This window comes from Shewanella youngdeokensis (assembly GCF_033180165.1).
GTDB lineage: Bacteria > Pseudomonadota > Gammaproteobacteria > Enterobacterales > Shewanellaceae > Shewanella > Shewanella youngdeokensis.
This window is the reverse complement of the sequence record NZ_CP136522.1, coordinates 3965547-3988782: the sequence shown is the minus strand read 5'-3', so window position 1 is coordinate 3988782 and position 23236 is coordinate 3965547. Positions and strand designations below refer to the sequence as shown.

Sequence of the window (23236 nt, the reverse complement as noted above, 5' to 3'; positions counted from 1 at the left end):
CATATAACATGGCGCAGCAGTTTTCACACATCGTTTTAGGTTTAGGTGCGACAGGTTTATCTGTTGTGCGTTACCTGTGTGAGCAAGGAATAACTCCCATGGTTATGGACAGCCGAATGCAGCCTCCTGGGGCTGACAAACTTGCTGCTGCCTACCCTGAGGTGACACTGGTTACCGGTGGTTTTGATTGCCGTTATTTAGTGCAAGCTACGCAGATCATTATTAGTCCAGGCATTGCGATTGAAACCCCTGAGGTTCGCGCAGCGTTTGATATGGGCATTGAAGTGATTGGCGATGTCGAGCTGTTTGCTCGCGCGCTTGCGGGCACTGCTGCACGTGTTATTGGTATTACGGGCTCAAACGGTAAGACCACAGTAACAACCTTGGTTGGCGAAATGGCGCAAGCGGCAGGTGAGTCATATGCCGTGGGGGGCAATATTGGTATTCCAGTATTGGATTTATTGATCACCCCAAAAGATCTGTATGTGCTGGAGCTATCAAGTTTTCAACTTGAAACAACCCATAGTCTCAACTGTATTGCGGCGACATGTTTAAACATTAGCGAAGACCATATGGATCGATACAGTGACTTAGAATCATATCGACAAGCTAAATTGAAACTGTATGAGCAAAGCAAAACTGCGGTGTTTAACCGCGACGATGCACGCTCTTTACCAAACGATCCGATGAACCAAAACAGCTTTGGTTTAGGCGTTCCAGAGGTCGATGATTGGGGCATTGTTGACGGGATCATTATGCACGGTTGCAGTCCGATCATGCCGATAGCCGACGTCGCGATAGTGGGACGCCATAACCACGCAAACTTAATCGCTGCAATGGCTCTGGCTTTTGAAGCCGGTATTGATCGTCAGCATTTTGTTGATGTTGCAAAGCGCTTTAATGGGCTGTCGCATCGCTGTGAAGTGGTGGCTGAACATAACGGCGTGACTTACGTTAATGACTCTAAAGCGACCAACGTTGGCGCAACTGTTGCCGCGATTGATGGCTTAAGTGAGCACCAAGGTGGACTCATTTTGATAGCCGGTGGCGACGGTAAAGGCGCTGATTTTTCTGAGCTTGGTAAAGCATTCACCAATGTAAGTGTGTTAATTACATTAGGCAAAGATGGTAGCAAAATCGCTAAATTAAAAGATGGTGCGTTCAGTGTTAACAACATGGCCGACGCTGTTAGTTTGGCTAATGAGCTGGCATCAAACGGTGATATTGTGCTGCTGTCACCCGCCTGTGCGAGTTTAGATATGTATCCAAATTTTATGGCACGAGGCGATGATTTTCGAGCTGAAGTTGGCAAGATAAATGCCTAAGTCGGAAGAGCAATTAAGCCTGTTTAGCCAACGTTTTAACTGGTCGTTTGCTAACTTGTTTGTTGATAGACCCGCGCCGGGAATGCAGCTGTATGACCGTGCATTATTGTTTTCAGTCCTGTCGTTAATTGGCTTTGGATTTGTGATGGTAATGTCAGCCTCTATGCCAGAGGCGCAAAGCTTAACAGGTAATCCGTTCCACTTTGTTTGGCGTCATGGCGCTTATCTGGTGGGGTGTGGGTTGATAGCAGCCGTAGTGTTGCAAATTGAGATGCGACATTGGCAAAACTTCAGTCCATTTTTGCTGTTGATTGTCGCCATCATGCTCGTGGCTGTGCTCTTTGTGGGAACGACCGTAAACGGTGCAACTCGCTGGTTAGCTATTGGCCCTGTACGTATACAGGTTGCTGAAATTGCTAAGTTTGTTTTTGCCATTTATATGGCGGGTTATTTGGTTAGGCGCCATCAAGAAATTAGAGAAAACGCAAAGGGTTTTTACAAGCCCATTGCTGTGTTTGCAGTCTATGCCATTTTGATTTTAATGCAGCCTGATTTAGGCACTGTGGTGGTGTTGTTTGTTGGTACGGTCGGTTTATTGTTTTTGGCCGGCGCTCGGTTACTAGATTTTTTTGCATTGATTTTAACCGGGGTGATCGCGTTTGTAGCACTCGTTTTATTAGAACCATACCGTATGCGTCGGGTGACATCATTTTTGGACCCTTGGCAAGATCCTTTTGGCAGTGGTTACCAGTTAACACAATCGCTAATGGCTTATGGTCGCGGTGATTGGTTTGGGCAAGGGTTAGGTAACAGTATTCAAAAGCTCGAGTATTTGCCTGAAGCGCATACTGATTTTATCTTTGCTGTTATTGGGGAAGAACTCGGTTTTGTTGGCATTATAGTGGTGCTCGCCGTGCTGTTGTTTGTTGCATTAAGAGCGATAAAACTTGGGCATATGTGCCTGTCGCTTGAGCGCGCTTTTGATGGCTACCTTGCTTATGGCATCGGCATATGGATTTGTTTTCAAACTGTGGTTAACGTGGGTGCGAGTATCGGTATGTTGCCAACTAAAGGGTTAACGTTGCCGTTTATTAGTTATGGCGGTAGTAGTTTGTGGGTCATGACCGCCGCGGCCATGATGCTGATCCGAATCGACCATGAAAGAAGATTAAGCGTGATTCAGGCTATTGAAGGCAGGGGTCCAAAATAATGAGTGAATTAATGACTGACCAAGCACAGCAAAAGCGCATTTTAATTATGGCCGGTGGTACCGGAGGTCATGTATTTCCGGCGCTGGCGGTTGCAAGGTACCTTAGTCAGCAAGGTTGGAGAGTGCGTTGGCTGGGTACGGCAGATAGGATGGAAGCAAGGCTGGTTCCTCAGCATGGCTTTGATATTGATTTTATCGATATCAAAGGGGTGCGGGGCAACGGGTTGTTGCGTAAATTAGCGGCTCCTTTTAAGGTATTGCGCTCTGTTATACAGGCACGTTCTGTTATCAAAGACTTTAGGCCTGATGTTGTAATGGGAATGGGTGGTTTTGCTAGTGGCCCAGGTGGTATCGCGGCAAAACTGTCAAAGATCCCATTAGTACTGCATGAGCAAAACGCGATACCGGGAATGACCAATAAGTTGTTGTCTAAAGTAGCCAGCGAAGTGCTGTGTGCATTTCCCGGTACGTTTACCGAAGTGCCGGCTGAAACGGTTGGTAACCCGATCCGTAAAGAGCTTATAGACCTTGGTGAACAACGTAGCCAAGCTTGTGAAGATGACGCATTAAAAGTGTTGGTAGTAGGCGGTAGCCTGGGCGCTAAAGTATTTAATGATGTTATGCCGAGCGTACTGGAAGGGGTGAGTAAGACTCACTCCATGACAGTGTGGCATCAGGTTGGGCGTAATAATCTAGCGTCAGTAAAAGCCGAGTACCAACAGTTAGGCCAAGGTGGCAGTGTCAAAGTCGCTGAGTTTATTGATGATATGGAATCGGCATACCGTTGGGCAGACGTGGTTGTATGTCGCTCCGGCGCGTTAACCGTTTCAGAGTTAGCTGCGGTAGGCCTTCCGAGTTTATTGGTGCCGTTTCCACACGCAGTTGACGACCATCAAACTAAAAATGCCCAAGTGTTAGTTGACGCAGGCGCTGCATTCTTATTGCCTCAACCTGTTGTTGACAGTAGTAAGTTGATCACTAAATTATCGATGTTGGCATCGAATAGAGCTGAGCTATGTAAGATGGGCGAGAGAGCTAGAGGTGTTGCTGTAGTTGACGCAACATTCCGGGTTGCCAACGTCTGTATTAAATTAGCGGGAAAGAATTGAAATGAGTAACAAAGCCGAAAAGTATGCACAGCTAAGAACCATGATCCCCGAAATGCGCAGGGTCAAGCATATCTATTTTGTCGGAATAGGCGGTGCAGGCATGGGTGGCATAGCAGAAGTGCTTGTTAACGAAGGTTACCAATTAAGTGGTTCGGACATTGCTGAAAACGCTGTTACCGAGCGGTTAGCAAACTTAGGTGCAACCATCCATATTGGTCATGATGCTTGCCAAGTTAAAGATGTTGATGTGGTTGTGGTTTCAACGGCTATTAGCGCCGACAACCCTGAATTAGTCGCAGCCAAAGCATTACGTATTCCAGTGGTGCAGCGCGCAGAGATGCTTGCAGAGCTAATGCGTTACCGCCATGGTGTTGCCGTTGCAGGCACACATGGCAAAACCACCACTACCAGTTTGATTTCAAGCGTGTACGCCCAAGCCGACCGTGATCCTACGTTTGTGATTGGCGGTTTGCTCAATAGTGCAGGTACCAATGCTCGATTAGGTCATAGCCGCTATTTAATTGCTGAAGCAGATGAAAGTGATGCGAGCTTTTTGCATCTGCAGCCTATGGTGAGCGTGGTTACTAATATCGAAGCTGACCACATGGATACCTATGGTGGTGACATTGAAAAATTAAAAAACACCTTCGTAGACTTTATCCATAACCTGCCATTTTATGGTGTGGCAGTAATGTGTATTGATGATCCAATCGTTCGTGAGCTGTTACCGCGCTTTAGTCGCAAAGTCGTCACCTATGGTTTCAGTGACGATGCTGATGTGCAAGCGATTGAATTTTCACAAACAGGTTACAGCAGTCAGTTTACTGTTAGACGTAGCGGCGTAGAAGATACCACTTTCACAGTGAACCTGCCTGGTGAACACAATGTATTAAATGCATTAGCTGCCATTGCAGTGGCTAATGAAGATGACATTGAAGATGCAGCCATTATTAAAGCGCTTGCAGAGTTTCAAGGTATTGGTCGCCGCTTTCAGCAAGTGGGTGACTTTGATACCGCAAAAGGCGAGATAAAGTTGGTCGATGATTACGGTCATCACCCAAGTGAAGTGGCGGCCACGATTAAAGCTGCAAGACAAGGTTGGCCAGAGCGCAGACTGGTGATGATTTACCAGCCACACCGCTTTAGTCGAACTCGCGATTTGTATGAAGACTTTGTCGAAGTGTTATCGCAAGTCGACTGTTTATTGTTACTGGATGTTTATGCCGCAGGAGAAGCGCCAATTCCTGGAGCTGACAGCCGAGCATTATGTCGCTCAATCAGGTTGAGAGGCCAGTTAGAACCAGTGTTTGTGGCAAGTGCGGAGCAGTTACAAACGGTATTGCCTGACATGTTACAAGCAGGTGATTTACTGCTGACACAGGGTGCCGGCAACATCGGTTTAGTGTCGCGAAATTTGGCTCAGACTAATTTGGGCTTTATATCGAATGAAAATGAAGCATTAAATGGGTAAATCGGAAAGATATGGCGTTAATTTACAAGCAAATTTTGACGCTAAGGATAAGGTCTATATAATGGCCGGTTTTCTGTCTACGCAGCTTCATTTGGGGTAGTTGATATGTCTTGGAGCGATAAAGGCCAACAGGTTCGGGGTTTGCTGTTAAAAACCGACTGGTACTTATGCTTTGGGATAGTGTTCTTATTATGTGTCTTGATCGGCCTTACAACAGCAGCACTAAAATTAAATGAAGTGTTAAATGATGCCGATGCACTACCCATCGAAGCTGTAGCGATTAAAGGTGAACGAAAGTACACCGCTGACGCCGAAATACAAGTTGCGCTGCAGGATTTAATGCAACGAAGCTTTGTTTCAGCCGACGTCAACCAAGTGCAGAAAGCCTTGGAAGCCCTACCTTGGGTTTACCAAGCTTCGGTTCGGCGAGAATGGCCAGCCAAGTTAAAAGTGTACTTGGTTGAGCAGACGCCAGTTGCGCATTGGAATGGTGATGCTTGGTTAAATATGTATGGTGACGTGTTTGATGCACCAACCAAACAAGGTATACCAAGTCTGCCGTTATTGACCGGGCCCGAAGAGCAAGGTCAGGCGGTATTAACCACTTACCAGCAACTTGGTGAGCTGTTAACCATTAATGGATTTGCGCTGCAAAGCTTAAGTTTAAGTGCAAGACATGCATGGCATGCAAAGTTAAAAAGCGGTATTGAGCTCGAGCTTGGCCGTGAAGATAATATGGCAAGGATACAACGATTTATCGATGTCTACCCCAGGCTTGCTTCGCAAGACAAAAAAGTAGGGGTGGTCGATTTGCGCTACGACACTGGATTGGCCGTAGATTGGGATGATGCACAAAAAGAGAGCCGTTAATTAATGACTAAGAATCTAGATAGAAATCTGATCGTTGCATTGGACATAGGCACCTCAAAAGTGGCTGTGATCATTGGCGAAGTATTGCCTGACGGCGAGATCAGCATTGTCGGCCTAGGCAATCACCCGTCGCGAGGCATGGATAAAGGTGGTGTAAACGATCTTGATTCAATAGTGCGTAGCGTGCAGCGTGCGCTTGATCAAGCAGAATTAATGGCTGACTGCCAAGTGTCATCAGTTTACTTGAGCATTTCAGGTAAACATATCGAATGCCAAAACGAAAATGGCATGGTATCGATTAACGATGAAGAAGTGACGCAAGAAGATGTTGATAACGTTATTCACACTGCTCGTTCTGTAAAAATTCCTACCGAGCGACGAATTTTACATGTACTACCACAAGAGTATGCCATTGACGTACAAGATGGGATTAAAAGCCCTATCGGTATGTCTGGAATGCGTATGGAAGCCAAAGTCCATATTGTCACTTGTGCAAATGATATGGCAAAGAACATAACTAAGAGCGTTGAACGCTGTGGCTTGAAGGTCGACGATCTAGTCTTTTCAGCCATCGCCTCAGCGGACTCAGTATTAACAGATGACGAAAAAGCGCTAGGCGTTTGCTTGGTTGATATGGGTGGTGGTACGACAGATATTGCAGTTTATACCAATGGTGCATTGCGCCATTGTGCAGTCGTGCCAGTTGCGGGTAACCAAGTCACTAACGACATCGCCAAAATCTTTCGCACGCCATTATCGCATGCAGAGCAAATTAAAGTGCAACATGCCAGTGCTCGCAGCTCAATGGTAAGCCGTGAAGATAGTATTGAAGTGCCTTCAGTCGGTGGTAGACCTTCACGCAGCATGTCGCGGCATACGCTGGCAGAAGTAGTTGAGCCAAGATACCAAGAATTGTTTGAATTAATTTTAAACCAGCTGCGTGATAGTGGGTTAGAAGATCAGATTGCAGCAGGAATAGTGATTACAGGCGGTACCGCTTCTATTGAAGGAGCGGTTGATATTGCCGAAGCAACATTTGGCATGCCAGTTAGAATGGCACAGCCATTACCTGTAAAAGGGTTATATGAATATGTGGAACAGCCTATTTACTCGACAGGAGTCGGGCTGCTTCATTATGGTGCGCGCAGAGTGATAGAGCGTCAGTTTGAGCGTCCAGAGCGGCAAGGGGTAACCAGTCTTTGGAATCGGGTCCAAAGTTGGTTTAAAGGCGAGTTTTAATTTAGCAGAGCAGGCAAACGGAGAGAATACGATGTTTGAAATCATGGATAGTCATACAGATGAAGCGGTGATTAAGGTCATCGGTGTTGGCGGTGGTGGCGGTAACGCTGTCGAGCATATGGTAAAGCACAATATCGAAGGTGTAGAGTTTGTAGCGACAAATACGGATGCGCAAGCATTGCGTAAGTCTGCTGCTGGCACCACGATTCAGTTAGGCCGAGACGTAACGAAAGGTTTAGGCGCAGGCGCTAACCCAGAAATTGGTCGTTTAGCTGCAGAAGAAGATAAAGAAAGTATTCGTAATGCAATTAAAGGCTCAGACATGATCTTTATTGCAGCGGGTATGGGTGGCGGTACTGGTACCGGTGCTGCTCCAGTTGTTGCTCAGGTTGCTCGTGAAGAAGGGATCTTAACGGTTGCAGTGGTAACTAAGCCTTTCCCATTTGAAGGGAAAAAGCGTATGACCTTCGCTGACGAAGGTATTGAGCTACTAGCTAAAAGCGTTGACTCATTAATCACTATTCCAAACGAAAAGCTACTTAAAGTGCTGGGGCGTGGCACCTCTTTACTTGATGCTTTTGCAGCAGCAAACAATGTTTTACTTGGCGCGGTACAAGGTATTGCAGAATTGATTACACGCCCAGGCCTAATCAACGTCGATTTCGCCGATGTTAAAACAGTGATGTCTGAAATGGGTAATGCCATGATGGGTACCGGTGTCGCCAGTGGTGAAGATCGCGCTGAAGAAGCAGCTGAATCAGCCGTCGCTAGTCCATTACTTGAAGATATTGATTTAGCCGGTGCACGCGGTGTACTTGTTAATATTACAGCCGGTATGGATATGAGCATTGAAGAGTTTGAAACCGTGGGTAACCATGTAAAAGCTTATGCTTCAGACAATGCGACAGTGGTAGTTGGTGCAGTCATCGATCCAGAAATGTCAGATGAGTTACGCGTTACAGTTGTAGCAACTGGTATCGGCGCCGATAAAAAGCCTGATATTCAATTGGTGACAAAGCCAGTAACACGACCAGAGCCAGTGGTTCCGGCTGATAAACTAGTTGTTGAAGATCCTATTTCTCCGGCGTTATCACACGGTAATGCGGCGGCTGCACCTCAGCCCGCATCAGTACCAGTAGCTGAGAAAAAGAATGATCTAGACTACCTTGATATTCCTGCTTTTTTACGTAAGCAAGCAGATTAATGCATTTGTTAACAATGTGTTAACTCGCATTAGGTTGTGCTAATGTGCCGCCTAAAAGTTGAGTGAATTTTGGTTAATGCATAAAGATATGCTAGAATCTCGGTCCAGCAATATGCATGCACGGTTAAAAAGTGTGTGATTAGTGCTTTTTTGTTGAGCGGATAAACGGGTAAATACATGATTTTTCAAAGAACAGTCAAAGAAATAGTTAAAACTACTGGTGTTGGATTGCATTCCGGCAACAAGGTAACTTTGATCGTCAAACCCGCACCAGTTAATACCGGCATTGTACTAGTTCGTACCGATTTGTCTCCAGCGGTTGAAATACCAGCTGTTGCAGAGCAAGTACGCGAAACGACAATGTGCACTGCTTTGGTCAATGACGATGGTGTTCGTGTTTCAACAATTGAGCATCTGTTTGCAGCACTTGCTGGTCTAGGTATCGATAACGCTATTATTGAAGTTGATGCACCTGAAATTCCGATTATGGATGGCAGTGCCAGCCCATTTGTATTTTTACTGCAATCAGTAGGGATCCAAGAGCAAGCTGCGGCTAAGAAGTACATCAAAATCACCAAGCCTATTCGTGTTGAAGACGGTGACAAGTGGGCAGAGTTGAAGCCTTTTAAAGGTTTTAGAGTTAATTTTGCAATTGACTTTAATCATCCCGAAATTGCCCGCAGCCAGCAGCATATGGTAATGGATTTTTCATCTTCAGCCTTTATCAAGGATATCAGTCGAGCAAGAACCTTTGGTTTTATGCGCGACATTGAATACTTGAGAGCCAATAATCTTGCGCTAGGTGGCAGCATGGAAAATGCCGTAGTACTTGACGAATATCGCGTCCTCAACCCCGATGGCCTGCGTTATGAGGATGAGTTCGTTAAGCACAAGATCCTTGATGCTTTTGGTGACCTATATGTAGCGGGTCACGCTATAGTTGGTGAGTTCTGCGCATTTAAAACAGGACACGCGTTAAACAATCAGTTAGTCCGTGCGATGCTTGCTCAGCAAGATGCATGGGAGATTGTTAGCTTTGAAGAAGAAGCCGACGCACCAGTAAGCTTTTCGGTACCAGCAGGTGCGGTATTCGCTTAATAGTGATTTAAGATTGCCTTGAACGGCTGGCTAATGCAGCCAGCCGTTTTAGTTTTATCGCAAGTGTTCCTTCAGTGTGTTCCGCTAAAGCCTCAATGTGAGCTGCCGCATTTTCACTTATGTGGTTGTGAGCCGGTTTGGATTTTGCGGCATACATTAGTAGGCTTGGGTTGACTTTAACTTCGATAGCGGTAAGCATGGGTAATGTTTCGGCTTGTAACACTTGAAGTATCTTGGGTTTTTGAAAGTTAATTCTTGCAGCCCAGGCAGCCGTTGTTGTTTCAATCACCAAGGTACCTTGGCGAAGGTTAGCAACTTTTAGTTGCTCTATCACGGGACCAGTTAGCACTTTTTTCACATAGTGATCTAGGTGTAATAGCAACTCTGCTTTTTCAGCCAGATTGGGCATAGCCCCTTGCTGGTGCAGTAGTTGACTGAGATCTTGTGGGGGCTTTTTCATATGATAATAAAATGGCTTAATTAGGCTATGAGTGTAACAGTTTTTATTCAAGGTCGAAATGGTGCCACACGCTGGCAACCAGGTAAGCGTTGGTTGCTTTTGCCTATCTTGCTCATTGCAGCAGGTACAGGTTTGTATCAGCACCATGCTAAACAGCTAACGGCGCAACAGACTAATATCGATAATGAACGCTTAGCTCGTGAAGAGCAAAAAAGTGAGTTGCTCTCTTTGAAAAGTGCAACTGAAGCTCAATTATCTATGCTCGTCACCCACGTTGCACGCATGCAAGCCAAGCTCACTCGCGTAGAAGCGTTAGGGCAGCAAGTGGCTTTAAATAATCAATTAGAAGATCAATTTGATTTCTCTTCAGAAGTCGGTGTTGGTGGTATCAGTGAATTGGGTACTAACATCGAACTAGATCAGCTCATTGCCGATATGGATGCGCTGGTATCAAGAATGGATAGTAATAACGTTCAGCTTTCACTACTTGAAACAGTAGCATCGAACCTCCATATAGATGAAGAACGTTATATATCCGGGCGACCAATTAAAAAAGGTTGGTTATCTTCAGCCTATGGTTTACGTAATGATCCTTTTAACGGTAAACGTACGATGCATAAAGGCGTCGACTTTGCTGGAGAAGAGGGCGTCGATGTTATCGCTACCGCAGGTGGCGTAGTAACGTGGGCGGGCAGGATGTCGGGTTATGGTGAGCTCGTTGAAATTGATCATGGAAATGGTCTGCGAACTCGTTATGGTCACAATAAAGCTTTGTCAGTAACTGTAGGCGACGTTGTCGCGAAAGGCGATGCAATCGCCATTATGGGGAGTACTGGGCGCTCAACCGGGCCTCATGTGCACTATGAAGTGTTACGCGGCGGACAGCAAATTGATCCGCAAAAGTATGTCTACCGCAAGGCAGGTTAATCTAAATAGGCTTTCAGACTCTTAAAGGGACTTGGCCAACAACATAGAAGTGGTTCAGATGTTTGGTAAATTACTGACAAAAGTATTTGGTAGTAGCAACGATCGTACTCTTAAGGCTTTCGGCAAAGTTGTTAATAAAATTAATGGCCTTGAGGAAGAATACGAAAAATTATCGGATGAAGATTTAAAGGCAAAAACAGCGTATTTCCGCGAACGACTTGCTGCAGGTGAAACGTTAGATGATGTTCTACCTGAAGCGTTTGCAGTCGTGCGTGAAGCGTCTAAGCGTGTTTTTGAAATGCGTCATTTTGATGTGCAGCTTATCGGCGGCATGATTTTAGACAGTAACCGTATTGCTGAGATGCGTACTGGTGAAGGTAAAACATTAACGGCAACTTTGCCTGCATACCTTAATGCTTTAACCGGTAAAGGTGTTCATGTTATTACTGTGAACGATTACCTTGCGGGTCGTGATGCTGAAAATAACCGTCCTCTTTTTGAGTTTTTAGGTTTAACGGTTGGTATTAACGTCGCGGGTCTTGGTCAAGTAGAAAAGAAAGCTGCATATGATGCCGACATCACTTACGGTACAAACAACGAGTTTGGCTTTGATTACCTTCGTGACAACATGGCGTTCTCTCCAGCAGAACGTGTTCAACGTCCTTTGCACTACGCCTTAATTGATGAAGTCGATTCAATCTTAATTGATGAAGCGCGAACACCTCTGATTATTTCTGGCGCAGCAGAAGACAGCTCTGAGCTTTACACAAAGATTAATACCTTGATCCCGCATCTTATTCAGCAAGAGAAAGAAGACACTGAAGATGAAATCGGCGACGGTGATTACTCTGTCGATGAAAAAGCCAAACAAGTTCATATGACAGAACGTGGCCAAGAAAAGGTCGAAGTTATATTAACAGAACGTGGCATGTTGGCTGAAGGTGACTCATTATATTCAGCGGCTAATATCTCTTTACTGCATCATGTTAATGCAGCACTTCGCGCTCACACTTTATTTGAAAAAGATGTCGATTACATTGTACAAGACAACGAAGTCATCATTGTTGACGAGCACACTGGTCGTACAATGCCTGGGCGCCGCTGGTCTGAAGGTTTACATCAAGCTGTCGAAGCTAAAGAAATGGTTCATATTCAAAATGAAAACCAAACTTTAGCCTCTATTACTTTCCAGAACTTCTTCCGCCAATATACTAAATTAGCGGGTATGACTGGTACAGCAGATACTGAAGCCTTCGAGTTCCAACATATTTATGGACTTGATACCGTCGTTGTTCCGACAAACCGTCCAATGGTACGTGTCGATAACCCTGATTTGGTTTACCTTACAGCTGAAGAAAAGTATGCCGCGATCGTGAAAGATATCGTTGGTTGTCGTGAACGTGGTCAGCCTGTTCTAGTGGGTACTGTTTCAATCGAACAGTCTGAACTGCTTCATAGTTTATTGAAGAAGCAAAAAATTCCACACGAAATTTTGAACGCTAAGTTTCATGAACGCGAAGCTGACATTGTTGCTCAAGCAGGTCGTGCTGGCGCGGTTACTGTAGCAACCAACATGGCCGGTCGTGGTACCGATATCGTGTTAGGTGGCAACTGGAATATGGAAGTTGACGCGATTGAAAATATTAGTGATGAGCAAAAAGCTAAAATCAAAGCTGCTTGGCAAATTCGTCACGACGAAGTAGTTGCTGCTGGCGGATTACATATCCTAGGTACCGAGCGCCATGAATCTCGCCGTATCGATAACCAGCTACGTGGCCGCTCTGGTCGTCAAGGTGATGCCGGTTCATCTCGCTTCTACCTCTCTATGGAAGATAGCTTAATGCGCATCTTTGCATCTGAGCGTGTTTCATCAATGATGAAAAAGCTCGGCATGGAACAAGGTGAAGCTATTGAACACCCTTGGGTATCTCGCGCTATTGAAAATGCACAGCGTAAAGTAGAAGCGCGTAACTTTGATATTCGTAAGCAATTGCTTGAATTTGATGACGTCGCTAATGATCAACGCCAAGTTGTCTACGCACAACGTAATGAGTTAATGGATGCTGAGAGCATTAAAGACACCATTACTAATATCCAAACTGATGTTATTAACGAACTAGTCGGGCAATACATACCACCTCAATCAGTAGAAGAGCTATGGGATGTACCTGGATTAGAGCAGCGATTGCTTCAAGAATACTCTTTAGCCTTACCTGTTCAGGAATGGTTAGATAAAGAAGCCGATCTTCATGAAGAAACATTACGTGAGCGTATTGTTGATACATGGATTAACGCATACAAAGAAAAAGAAGAGGCAGTGGGTGAGTCTGTACTACGCCAATTCGAAAAAGCGGTTATGCTGCAAACGCTAGACGGATTATGGAAAGAGCACCTTTCTGCAATGGACCATCTTCGTCAAGGTATCCACTTACGTGGGTACGCGCAAAAGAATCCGAAGCAAGAATATAAGCGTGAATCTTTTGAATTGTTCGAACAGCTACTCGAAACGCTTAAGCATGACGTGATCAGTATCTTGTCAAAAGTACAAGTGCAAGCGCAGTCAGATGTTGAAGATATGGAAGAGCGCCGTCGTCAAGAAGATGCAAAAATCCGTCGTGACTATCAGCATGCAGCTGCAGAAGCGCTAGTTGGCGCTGAAGAAAGTGCTGCACTAGCAGCGACACAACCACAAGTACGTGAAGGTGAAAAGGTTGGTCGAAACGACCCTTGCCCGTGTGGTTCAGGTAAAAAGTATAAACAATGTCATGGCAAGCTAAGCTAAACCATTCGACATAATATTAGATAGAGATAAAAGGGTGACTAAGCAGTCACCCTTTTTTGTAACCAGTCCAACCGATCCCTACACCACTACTATTAAGCGGCTGTCCTTCATTAAAAGTGCCTTATCGTTCCCTGCCTTATATATTGCAGTAATGAAGACAATGACAGTTCTTTGGCATTAACTGAGTCGTATTCTATTCTAAACCTGCCAAGTTAAGCGGTCGCAGATAAACCATGCATATAAAACAAACAACCTAGTCGTCATTTGTGGATAACTCTGAGGGTAACTAGTGTTTAAAGTGTGCTTAACTGAAAACTTATAAAAAAGCCTTATTTTTCTTTAAAAAGCACTTGTGCTCGGCAAAGATTTCCCTATAATACGCATCCACTGACACGGCACAGCAGGCCAACTAACTTATCGCAAGGTAAGGTAGCACGGGACTTGCAGCAGTGTTAGAGGGTTAAATCTTCTCGAAGAATGAACCCAGGTGACAAGCGCTTAAAGGGCTTCTAGTTTTGGTTTTGATTAAGAAATCATCGCTTGAAAAACTTCTTAAAATAAGCACTTGACGCCGACACTGGAGAGTGTAGAATACGCCTCCTCAAGCCAACGACCTAGCGTCATCGGCGAGACTTGAAAGATTAGTCTCACGCTCTTTAACAATATGACAAGCAAATCTGTGTGGGCACTCACAGGTGTTGAGTTATTCGAAATTGCTTCTTAGGAAGCAATCAAAAATATTTCTCAATGAACCACTGAGTGACCATAGCAATATGTAAACTTCGAAAGTCTTCGGGCTTTTGAAAAGCAGTATAATTCATTGAGCCGCTTTGCTCTTAACGGAGTAAAGCAAAAAACTTTAATTGAAGAGTTTGATCATGGCTCAGATTGAACGCTGGCGGCAGGCCTAACACATGCAAGTCGAGCGGTAACACAAGGGAGCTTGCTCCTGAGGTGACGAGCGGCGGACGGGTGAGTAATGCCTAGGTATCTGCCCAGTCGAGGGGGATAACAGTTGGAAACGACTGCTAATACCGCATACGCCCTACGGGGGAAAGGAGGGGACCTTCGGGCCTTCCGCGATTGGATGAACCTAGGTGGGATTAGCTAGTTGGTAAGGTAATGGCTTACCAAGGCGACGATCCCTAGCTGGTCTGAGAGGATGATCAGCCACACTGGAACTGAGACACGGTCCAGACTCCTACGGGAGGCAGCAGTGGGGAATATTGCACAATGGGCGAAAGCCTGATGCAGCCATGCCGCGTGTATGAAGAAGGCCTTCGGGTTGTAAAGTACTTTCAGCGAGGAGGAAAGCTCAAGTGTTAATAGCACTTGGGTGTGACGTTACTCGCAGAAGAAGCACCGGCTAACTTCGTGCCAGCAGCCGCGGTAATACGAGGGGTGCAAGCGTTAATCGGAATTACTGGGCGTAAAGCGTACGCAGGCGGTTTGTTAAGCGAGATGTGAAAGCCCTGGGCTCAACCTAGGAACTGCATTTCGAACTGGCAAACTAGAGTCTTGTAGAGGGGGGTAGAATTTCAGGTGTAGCGGTGAAATGCGTAGAGATCTGAAGGAATACCGGTGGCGAAGGCGGCCCCCTGGACAAAGACTGACGCTCATGTACGAAAGCGTGGGGAGCAAACAGGATTAGATACCCTGGTAGTCCACGCCGTAAACGATGTCTACTCGGAATTTGGTGTCTTGAACACTGGGTTCTCAAGCTAACGCATTAAGTAGACCGCCTGGGGAGTACGGCCGCAAGGTTAAAACTCAAATGAATTGACGGGGGCCCGCACAAGCGGTGGAGCATGTGGTTTAATTCGATGCAACGCGAAGAACCTTACCTACTCTTGACATCCAGAGAATTCGCTAGAGATAGCTTAGTGCCTTCGGGAGCTCTGAGACAGGTGCTGCATGGCTGTCGTCAGCTCGTGTTGTGAAATGTTGGGTTAAGTCCCGCAACGAGCGCAACCCTTATCCTTATTTGCCAGCACGTAATGGTGGGAACTTTAGGGAGACTGCCGGTGATAAACCGGAGGAAGGTGGGGACGACGTCAAGTCATCATGGCCCTTACGAGTAGGGCTACACACGTGCTACAATGGTCGGTACAGAGGGTTGCGAAGCCGCGAGGTGGAGCTAATCTCATAAAGCCGGTCGTAGTCCGGATCGGAGTCTGCAACTCGACTCCGTGAAGTCGGAATCGCTAGTAATCGTGGATCAGAATGCCACGGTGAATACGTTCCCGGGCCTTGTACACACCGCCCGTCACACCATGGGAGTGGGCTGCACCAGAAGTAGATAGCTTAACCTTCGGGAGGGCGTTTACCACGGTGTGGTTCATGACTGGGGTGAAGTCGTAACAAGGTAGCCCTAGGGGAACCTGGGGCTGGATCACCTCCTTACCTATACGACTAACTCACATCTGAAGTATGCAAATACGTTTGAGTGTTCACACAGATATGCTTGTTATAAAGAAAGAGCAATATACGTTGGGTCTGTAGCTCAGCTGGTTAGAGCGCACCCCTGATAAGGGTGAGGTCGGTGGTTCAAGTCCACTCTGACCCACCAAAATCTTTTGTTTCTCCTAAATGAAGATTTTGTATTAACGTATTTTGTTTGACTGCATGTAAATGGGGCTATAGCTCAGCTGGGAGAGCGCCTGCCTTGCACGCAGGAGGTCTGCGGTTCGATCCCGCATAGCTCCACCATTTACTTTGCCTATTATCATTTGATAATTAGTAGACTTACTTTTCTAGCTGATAAGTGAGGCATGCATTGGATAGAGATGCCAAAGATAAACATAAAATTTATCTTTGGCTTTTTTAAGCCCGTTCTTTAAAAATTTGGAAAGCTGATAGTGTTAACGTGAAAGGGACAGCGATTACGATTATTCGTGTTGTTGTTTATAGCGTTAATGCGAAATTAAAAAATTGAGTTCTAAACACTTAAACATTAAGTGTCTTGGCTTATTGCTTAACGGCAATGAGTTAAAAATTCTAATTTTGGCGAAAGTAGAAACCATTAGTTACGATACGACTGTTTTGAGCTTACCCGCTTAAAACAACGAGTATTTCTCATAGAGACTTATTTGGGTTGTATGGTTAAGTGACTAAGCGTATATGGTGGATGCCTTGGCAGTCAGAGGCGATGAAGGACGTAGTAACTTGCGAAAAGCGTTGGCGAGCTAGTAACAAGCATTTGAGCTAACGATGTCCGAATGGGGAAACCCACATGCATAAGCATGTATCACAACATGAATACATAGTGTTGTGAGGCAAACCCGGGGAACTGAAACATCTAAGTACCCGGAGGAAAAGAAATCAACCGAGATTCCCCTAGTAGCGGCGAGCGAACGGGGATTAGCCCTTAAGCGTAGAGGGTGTTAGTGGAATGTGTTGGAAAGCACAGCGGCACAGGGTGATAGCCCCGTACATGAAAACTAACTTTACGTGAAAACGAGTAGGACGGGACACGTGACATCTTGTCTGAATATGGGGGGACCATCCTCCAAGGCTAAATACTCCTGACTGACCGATAGTGAACCAGTACCGTGAGGGAAAGGCGAAAAGAACCCCTGTGAGGGGAGTGAAATAGAACCTGAAACCGTATACGTACAAGCAGTGGGAGCGGTTCTTGAGACCGTGACTGCGTACCTTTTGTATAATGGGTCAGCGACTTACATTTTGTAGCGAGGTTAAGCGAATAGCGGAGCCGTAGGGAAACCGAGTGTTAACTGCGCGTTTAGTTGCAAGGTGTAGACCCGAAACCCGGTGATCTAGCCATGGGCAGGTTGAAGGTTGAGTAACATCAACTGGAGGACCGAACCGACTTATGTTGAAAAATGAGCGGATGACTTGTGGCTGGGGGTGAAAGGCCAATCAAACCGGGAGATATCTGGTTCTCCTCGAAAGCTATTTAGGTAGCGCCTCGAGCGAATACCATTGGGGGTAGAGCACTGTTAAGGCTAGGGGGTCATCCCGACTTACCAACCCTTTGCAAACTCCGAATACCAATGAGTACTACTCGGGAGACACACGGCGGGTGCTAACGTCCGTCGTGAAAAGGGAAACAACCCAGACCATCAGCTAAGGTCCCAAAGTTATTGCTAAGTGGGAAACGATGTGGGAAGGCTTAGACAGCTAGGATGTTGGCTTAGAAGCAGCCATCATTTAAAGAAAGCGTAATAGCTCACTAGTCGAGTCGGCCTGCGCGGAAGATTTAACGGGGCTAAGCAATACACCGAAGCTATGGGTTTGCTAGTTTACTAGCAAGCGGTAGAGGAGCGTTCTGTAAGCCGTTGAAGGTGAAGGGGTAACCCACACTGGAGGTATCAGAAGTGCGAATGCTGACATGAGTAACGATAAAGGGAGTGAAAAACTCCCTCGCCGAAAGACCAAGGGTTCCTGTCCAATGTTAATCAGGGCAGGGTGAGTCGACCCCTAAGGTGAGGCCGAAAGGCGTAATCGATGGGAAACAGGTTAATATTCCTGTACTTCTGCTAACTGCGATGGAGAGACGGAGAAGGCTAGGCTAGCGCGGCGTTGGTTGTCCGCGTTTAAGGTTGTAGGCTGTAAACTTAGGCAAATCCGGGTTTACTTAAGGCTGAGAGCTGATGACGAGTCACTAAGGTGATGAAGTAGTTGATGCCATGCTTCCAGGAAAATCTTCTAAGCTTCAGGTTAGTAGGAATCGTACCCCAAACCGACACAGGTGGTTGGGTAGAGAATACCAAGGCGCTTGAGAGAACTCGGCTGAAGGAACTAGGCAAAATGGTACCGTAACTTCGGGAGAAGGTACGCTGCCGACGGTGATGGGACTTGCTCCCTAAGCTGTTGGCAGTCGCAGATACCAGGTGGCTGCAACTGTTTATCAAAAACACAGTACTGTGCAAACTCGCAAGAGGAAGTATACGGTATGACGCCTGCCCGGTGCCGGAAGGTTAATTGATTGGGTTATCTTCGGAGAAGCTCATGATCGAAGCCCCGGTAAACGGCGGCCGTAACTATAACGGTCCTAAGGTAGCGAAATTCCTTGTCGGGTAAGTTCCGACCTGCACGAATGGCGTAATGATGGCCACGCTGTCTCCAGCCGAGACTCAGTGAAGTTGAAATTGCGGTGAAGATGCCGTATACCCGCGGCTAGACGGAAAGACCCCGTGCACCTTTACTATAGCTTGGCACTGAACATTGAACCTACATGTGTAGGATAGGTGGGAGACTTTGAAGCGACGTCGCTAGATGTTGTGGAGTCGTCCTTGAAATACCACCCTTGTAGTTTTGATGTTCTAACCGCGGCCCCTGAATCGGGGTTCGGGACAGTGCCTGGTGGGTAGTTTGACTGGGGCGGTCTCCTCCCAAAGAGTAACGGAGGAGCACGAAGGTTGGCTAAGTACGGTCGGACATCGTACGGTTAGTGCAATGGCATAAGCCAGCTTAACTGCGAGACATACACGTCGAGCAGGTACGAAAGTAGGTCATAGTGATCCGGTGGTTCTGAATGGAAGGGCCATCGCTCAACGGATAAAAGGTACGCCGGGGATAACAGGCTGATACCGCCCAAGAGTTCATATCGACGGCGGTGTTTGGCACCTCGATGTCGGCTCATCACATCCTGGGGCTGAAGTCGGTCCCAAGGGTATGGCTGTTCGCCATTTAAAGTGGTACGCGAGCTGGGTTCAGAACGTCGTGAGACAGTTCGGTCCCTATCTGCCGTGGGCGTTGGATGATTGAAGGAAGCTGCTCCTAGTACGAGAGGACCGGAGTGGACGAACCGCTGGTGTTCGGGTTGTTATGCCAATAGCATTGCCCGGTAGCTACGTTCGGAATCGATAACCGCTGAAAGCATCTAAGCGGGAAGCGAGTCCTAAGATGAGTCATCCCTAGGAATTTAATTCCTCTAAAGAGCCGTTCGAGACTAGGACGTTGATAGGCAGGGTGTGTAAGCGTTGTGAGGCGTTGAGCTAACCTGTACTAATGACTCGTGAGGCTTAACCATACAACCCTGATGGGTTTTGTATGAGACTGATGTTTTTACAGTATCAGAATTAGAAGCACTTAATGTTGTGTGACTCAATAATAGATTTCAGTTTACTTGCGTAAGTGAGTAACAGCTTTTCAAATTTCCCAAATTTGTCTGGAGACCATAGAGCTGTGGTACCACCTGATCCCATTCCGAACTCAGAAGTGAAACGCAGTATCGCCGATGGTAGTGTGGGGTTTCCCCATGTGAGAGTAGGTCATTTCCAGGCGCCTAATTTAAGTCGATTTTCTAGACGCAGTGAAGTATCACATTAGACGGTTAGATTAACGCGATTTGCTGATATGGCTCAGTCGGTAGAGCGCATCCTTGGTAAGGATGAGGTCCCCAGTTCGATTCTGGGTATCAGCACCATTTTTAAGAATTTGTCTGGAGACCATAGAGCTGTGGTACCACCTGATCCCATTCCGAACTCAGAAGTGAAACGCAGTATCGCCGATGGTAGTGTGGGGTTTCCCCATGTGAGAGTAGGTCATTTCCAGGCGCCTAATAAGTGAAGAGCCCGCTACGCTGTAGCGGGCTTTTTTACGTCTGCGATTTATGGATTTGAACCATTTTCAAGCCGTTCAGGCTTATCAGTATCATCGATAAAGGTTAAACAAGAGGTCATCATCTAATCTCGCTCGCTTCCATATTAAAATGATTAAGCCTCTGTTGCACCGATGTTGGCGGCTTGCAGTAACGCCAAAACCATCATCTTATTTAACTCTCAATAAAGGTGAAGAAACTACATCGTCTGCTACATTGTTTGCTGATATAGGTAGCTCTTAAAATTATCGTTACCAATACCAATACCAATACCAATACCAATACCAATACCCTTGCAACATCATTTCGGTTCTATCCATCAATGCCTCAACCTGGCCTTGTTAAGCAGAATTCTTAATCTTGAGGGGAAAGCGAGTAAGTTTTTCTGGTCACTGAAGAGTTTTGAGATATATACCACCTCGCCGAAACAAGCCTCGAAGCGCATCAACATCAATATAGACATGTTGTCAGCATCGCTTTAGACGTATTTATCAGAGTCATGCCAGTCCATACCACTCATTCATGCGGGGACATTAACTCCAGAGCACGAGGTTGTAACATAATTAATTCGATTAGAATTTGTGAATGTGACTGCTAGGTGGTCGCGGTGAAGAGGTCATGACTAGCACCGCTAAAGGGGATGGATTTATCGGATAAAAATTAAGCGTAAATTAATCCGTTATAGGGCGTGCAAGTTGCTCATTATGGGCTAAAATTTATATCCCACCGAGTGATGCACTGACAGGTTTATTGAATCTATGTGGATAACTCTGGGGGTAAGTGGTGCGTAGGGTGTGTTGTAACTGTGCCTTTTAAAAAAGGTTGTTTTAATTGATAAAAGCGCTTGCGCTTGTTCAGGAACTCCCTATAATGCGCATCCACTGACACGGCACAGCAGGCCAACTAACTTATCGCAAGGTAAGGTAGCACGGGACTTGCAGCAGTGTTAGAGGGTTAAATCTTCTCGAAGAATGAACCCAGGTGACAAGCGCTTAAAGGGCTTCGAGTTTTGGTTTTGATTAAGAAATCATCGCTTGAAAAACTTCTTAAAATAAGCACTTGACGCCGACACTGGAGAGTGTAGAATACGCCTCCTCAAGCCAACGACCTAGCGTCTTCGGCGAGACTTGAAAGATTAGTCTCACGCTCTTTAACAATATGACAAGCAAATCTGTGTGGGCACTCACAGGTGTTGAGTTATTCGAAATTGCTTCTTAGGAAGCAATCAAAAAATATTTCTCAATGAACCACTGAGTGACCATAGCAATATGTAAACTTCGAAAGTCTTCGGGCTTTTGAAAAGCAGTATAATTCATTGAGCCGCTTTGCTCTTAACCGAGTAAAGCAAAAAAACTTTAATTGAAGAGTTTGATCATGGCTCAGATTGAACGCTGGCGGCAGGCCTAACACATGCAAGTCGAGCGGTAACACAAGGGAGCTTGCTCCTGAGGTGACGAGCGGCGGACGGGTGAGTAATGCCTAGGTATCTGCCCAGTCGAGGGGGATAACAGTTGGAAACGACTGCTAATACCGCATACGCCCTACGGGGGAAAGGAGGGGACCTTCGGGCCTTCCGCGATTGGATGAACCTAGGTGGGATTAGCTAGTTGGTAAGGTAATGGCTTACCAAGGCGACGATCCCTAGCTGGTCTGAGAGGATGATCAGCCACACTGGAACTGAGACACGGTCCAGACTCCTACGGGAGGCAGCAGTGGGGAATATTGCACAATGGGCGAAAGCCTGATGCAGCCATGCCGCGTGTATGAAGAAGGCCTTCGGGTTGTAAAGTACTTTCAGCGAGGAGGAAAGCTCAAGTGTTAATAGCACTTGGGTGTGACGTTACTCGCAGAAGAAGCACCGGCTAACTTCGTGCCAGCAGCCGCGGTAATACGAGGGGTGCAAGCGTTAATCGGAATTACTGGGCGTAAAGCGTACGCAGGCGGTTTGTTAAGCGAGATGTGAAAGCCCTGGGCTCAACCTAGGAACTGCATTTCGAACTGGCAAACTAGAGTCTTGTAGAGGGGGGTAGAATTTCAGGTGTAGCGGTGAAATGCGTAGAGATCTGAAGGAATACCGGTGGCGAAGGCGGCCCCCTGGACAAAGACTGACGCTCATGTACGAAAGCGTGGGGAGCAAACAGGATTAGATACCCTGGTAGTCCACGCCGTAAACGATGTCTACTCGGAATTTGGTGTCTTGAACACTGGGTTCTCAAGCTAACGCATTAAGTAGACCGCCTGGGGAGTACGGCCGCAAGGTTAAAACTCAAATGAATTGACGGGGGCCCGCACAAGCGGTGGAGCATGTGGTTTAATTCGATGCAACGCGAAGAACCTTACCTACTCTTGACATCCAGAGAATTCGCTAGAGATAGCTTAGTGCCTTCGGGAACTCTGAGACAGGTGCTGCATGGCTGTCGTCAGCTCGTGTTGTGAAATGTTGGGTTAAGTCCCGCAACGAGCGCAACCCTTATCCTTATTTGCCAGCACGTAATGGTGGGAACTTTAGGGAGACTGCCGGTGATAAACCGGAGGAAGGTGGGGACGACGTCAAGTCATCATGGCCCTTACGAGTAGGGCTACACACGTGCTACAATGGTCGGTACAGAGGGTTGCGAAGCCGCGAGGTGGAGCTAATCTCATAAAGCCGGTCGTAGTCCGGATCGGAGTCTGCAACTCGACTCCGTGAAGTCGGAATCGCTAGTAATCGTGGATCAGAATGCCACGGTGAATACGTTCCCGGGCCTTGTACACACCGCCCGTCACACCATGGGAGTGGGCTGCACCAGAAGTAGATAGCTTAACCTTCGGGAGGGCGTTTACCACGGTGTGGTTCATGACTGGGGTGAAGTCGTAACAAGGTAGCCCTAGGGGAACCTGGGGCTGGATCACCTCCTTACCTATACGACTAACTCGCATCTGAAGTATGCAAATACGTTTGAGTGTTCACACAGATTGCTTGTTCTCCTCTTTATA

At 46.5% G+C, this 23236-nt stretch carries 11 protein-coding genes, 3 tRNA genes and 5 rRNA genes; 18 read left to right on the top strand and 1 reads right to left on the bottom strand.

The features are described 5' to 3' along the window. Window positions 1-8: 8 nt before the first annotated feature. From murD to lpxC, 8 genes are all read left to right on the top strand, one after another. Window positions 9-1325, top strand: a complete 1317-nt coding sequence (murD, locus tag RGE70_RS17040) for a UDP-N-acetylmuramoyl-L-alanine--D-glutamate ligase (protein WP_310472615.1) — start codon at window positions 9-11, stop codon at window positions 1323-1325. Next, window positions 1318-2535, top strand: a complete 1218-nt coding sequence (gene ftsW / locus RGE70_RS17035; protein ID WP_310472614.1) for a cell division protein FtsW — start codon at window positions 1318-1320, stop codon at window positions 2533-2535. Before murD ends, ftsW begins: the two co-directional genes overlap by 8 nt. A gap of 11 nt (window positions 2536-2546) precedes the next feature. Continuing rightward, window positions 2547-3644, top strand: a complete 1098-nt coding sequence (gene murG / locus RGE70_RS17030) for an undecaprenyldiphospho-muramoylpentapeptide beta-N-acetylglucosaminyltransferase (protein ID WP_310473010.1) — start codon at window positions 2547-2549, stop codon at window positions 3642-3644. A gap of 1 nt (window position 3645) precedes the next feature. Beyond that, on the top strand, window positions 3646-5115 hold the full coding sequence (murC, locus tag RGE70_RS17025; RefSeq protein ID WP_310472613.1) for a UDP-N-acetylmuramate--L-alanine ligase: 1470 nt from the start codon (window positions 3646-3648) through the stop codon (window positions 5113-5115). Between the two features lie 105 nt (window positions 5116-5220). Next, complete coding sequence (locus RGE70_RS17020; protein ID WP_310472612.1) at window positions 5221-5985, top strand: cell division protein FtsQ/DivIB; 765 nt, start codon at window positions 5221-5223, stop codon at window positions 5983-5985. Window positions 5986-5988: 3 nt separating this feature from the next. Further along, the gene (ftsA, locus tag RGE70_RS17015; protein ID WP_310472611.1) at window positions 5989-7224 is read left to right on the top strand and encodes a cell division protein FtsA; all 1236 of its coding nucleotides are present in this window, start codon (window positions 5989-5991) and stop codon (window positions 7222-7224) included. Window positions 7225-7255: 31 nt separating this feature from the next. Then, complete coding sequence (gene ftsZ / locus RGE70_RS17010) at window positions 7256-8428, top strand: cell division protein FtsZ (protein ID WP_310472610.1); 1173 nt, start codon at window positions 7256-7258, stop codon at window positions 8426-8428. Between the two features lie 177 nt (window positions 8429-8605). Further along, window positions 8606-9526 (top strand): UDP-3-O-acyl-N-acetylglucosamine deacetylase, encoded by a 921-nt coding sequence (gene lpxC, locus RGE70_RS17005; protein ID WP_310472609.1) that lies wholly within the window; start codon window positions 8606-8608, stop codon window positions 9524-9526. Window positions 9527-9533: 7 nt separating this feature from the next. Here lpxC and RGE70_RS17000 read toward each other — a convergent pair whose 3' ends face one another. Beyond that, window positions 9534-9986, bottom strand: coding sequence for a DUF721 domain-containing protein (locus RGE70_RS17000; RefSeq protein WP_310472608.1), 453 nt, complete (start codon window positions 9984-9986; stop codon window positions 9534-9536). Window positions 9987-10013: 27 nt separating this feature from the next. On the opposite strand from RGE70_RS17000, the gene RGE70_RS16995 reads away from it, so the two are divergent. The 10 genes from RGE70_RS16995 to RGE70_RS16950 all read left to right on the top strand — a co-directional run bounded on the left by RGE70_RS16995 (window position 10014) and on the right by RGE70_RS16950 (window position 23159). Further along, window positions 10014-10913, top strand: coding sequence for a M23 family metallopeptidase (locus RGE70_RS16995; RefSeq protein ID WP_310472607.1), 900 nt, complete (start codon window positions 10014-10016; stop codon window positions 10911-10913). Window positions 10914-10971: 58 nt separating this feature from the next. Continuing rightward, window positions 10972-13695: a preprotein translocase subunit SecA gene (secA, locus tag RGE70_RS16990; protein WP_310472606.1), complete on the top strand. Its 2724-nt coding sequence runs from the start codon at window positions 10972-10974 to the stop codon at window positions 13693-13695. 860 nt (window positions 13696-14555) lie between these two features. After that, window positions 14556-16098, top strand: a 16S ribosomal RNA gene (locus tag RGE70_RS16985). 89 nt (window positions 16099-16187) lie between these two features. Then, window positions 16188-16264 (top strand) — tRNA-Ile (locus RGE70_RS16980). Window positions 16265-16328: 64 nt separating this feature from the next. After that, window positions 16329-16404: transfer RNA gene (locus RGE70_RS16975), tRNA-Ala, on the top strand. Window positions 16405-16795: 391 nt separating this feature from the next. Continuing rightward, window positions 16796-19690, top strand: a 23S ribosomal RNA gene (locus RGE70_RS16970). Window positions 19691-19827: 137 nt separating this feature from the next. Beyond that, window positions 19828-19943: ribosomal RNA gene (rrf, locus tag RGE70_RS16965) — 5S ribosomal RNA — on the top strand. Between the two features lie 67 nt (window positions 19944-20010). Next, a tRNA-Thr gene (locus tag RGE70_RS16960) sits at window positions 20011-20086 on the top strand. A gap of 14 nt (window positions 20087-20100) precedes the next feature. Further along, window positions 20101-20216, top strand: a 5S ribosomal RNA gene (gene rrf, locus RGE70_RS16955). Window positions 20217-21616: 1400 nt separating this feature from the next. Continuing rightward, window positions 21617-23159 (top strand): 16S ribosomal RNA (locus tag RGE70_RS16950). Together the 16S, 23S and 5S rRNA genes with 3 tRNA genes alongside form the textbook arrangement of a ribosomal RNA operon. Window positions 23160-23236: the final 77 nt, after the last annotated feature.

Excerpts from the sequence above, each read along its gene's own strand:
- lpxC (WP_310472609.1), top strand. The coding sequence starts at position 8,606 with ATGATTTTTCAAAGAACAGTCAAAGAAATAGTTAAAACTACTGGTGTT.
- RGE70_RS17020 (WP_310472612.1), top strand. The coding sequence starts at position 5,221 with ATGTCTTGGAGCGATAAAGGCCAACAGGTTCGGGGTTTGCTGTTAAAA.
- secA (WP_310472606.1), top strand. The coding sequence starts at position 10,972 with ATGTTTGGTAAATTACTGACAAAAGTATTTGGTAGTAGCAACGATCGT.
- ftsZ (WP_310472610.1), top strand. The coding sequence starts at position 7,256 with ATGTTTGAAATCATGGATAGTCATACAGATGAAGCGGTGATTAAGGTC.
- RGE70_RS17000 (WP_310472608.1), bottom strand. The coding sequence starts at position 9,986 with ATGAAAAAGCCCCCACAAGATCTCAGTCAACTACTGCACCAGCAAGGG.
- murG (WP_310473010.1), top strand. The coding sequence starts at position 2,547 with ATGACTGACCAAGCACAGCAAAAGCGCATTTTAATTATGGCCGGTGGT.
- murD (WP_310472615.1), top strand. The coding sequence starts at position 9 with ATGGCGCAGCAGTTTTCACACATCGTTTTAGGTTTAGGTGCGACAGGT.
- ftsA (WP_310472611.1), top strand. The coding sequence starts at position 5,989 with ATGACTAAGAATCTAGATAGAAATCTGATCGTTGCATTGGACATAGGC.
- murC (WP_310472613.1), top strand. The coding sequence starts at position 3,646 with ATGAGTAACAAAGCCGAAAAGTATGCACAGCTAAGAACCATGATCCCC.
- RGE70_RS16995 (WP_310472607.1), top strand. The coding sequence starts at position 10,014 with ATGAGTGTAACAGTTTTTATTCAAGGTCGAAATGGTGCCACACGCTGG.
- ftsW (WP_310472614.1), top strand. The coding sequence starts at position 1,318 with ATGCCTAAGTCGGAAGAGCAATTAAGCCTGTTTAGCCAACGTTTTAAC.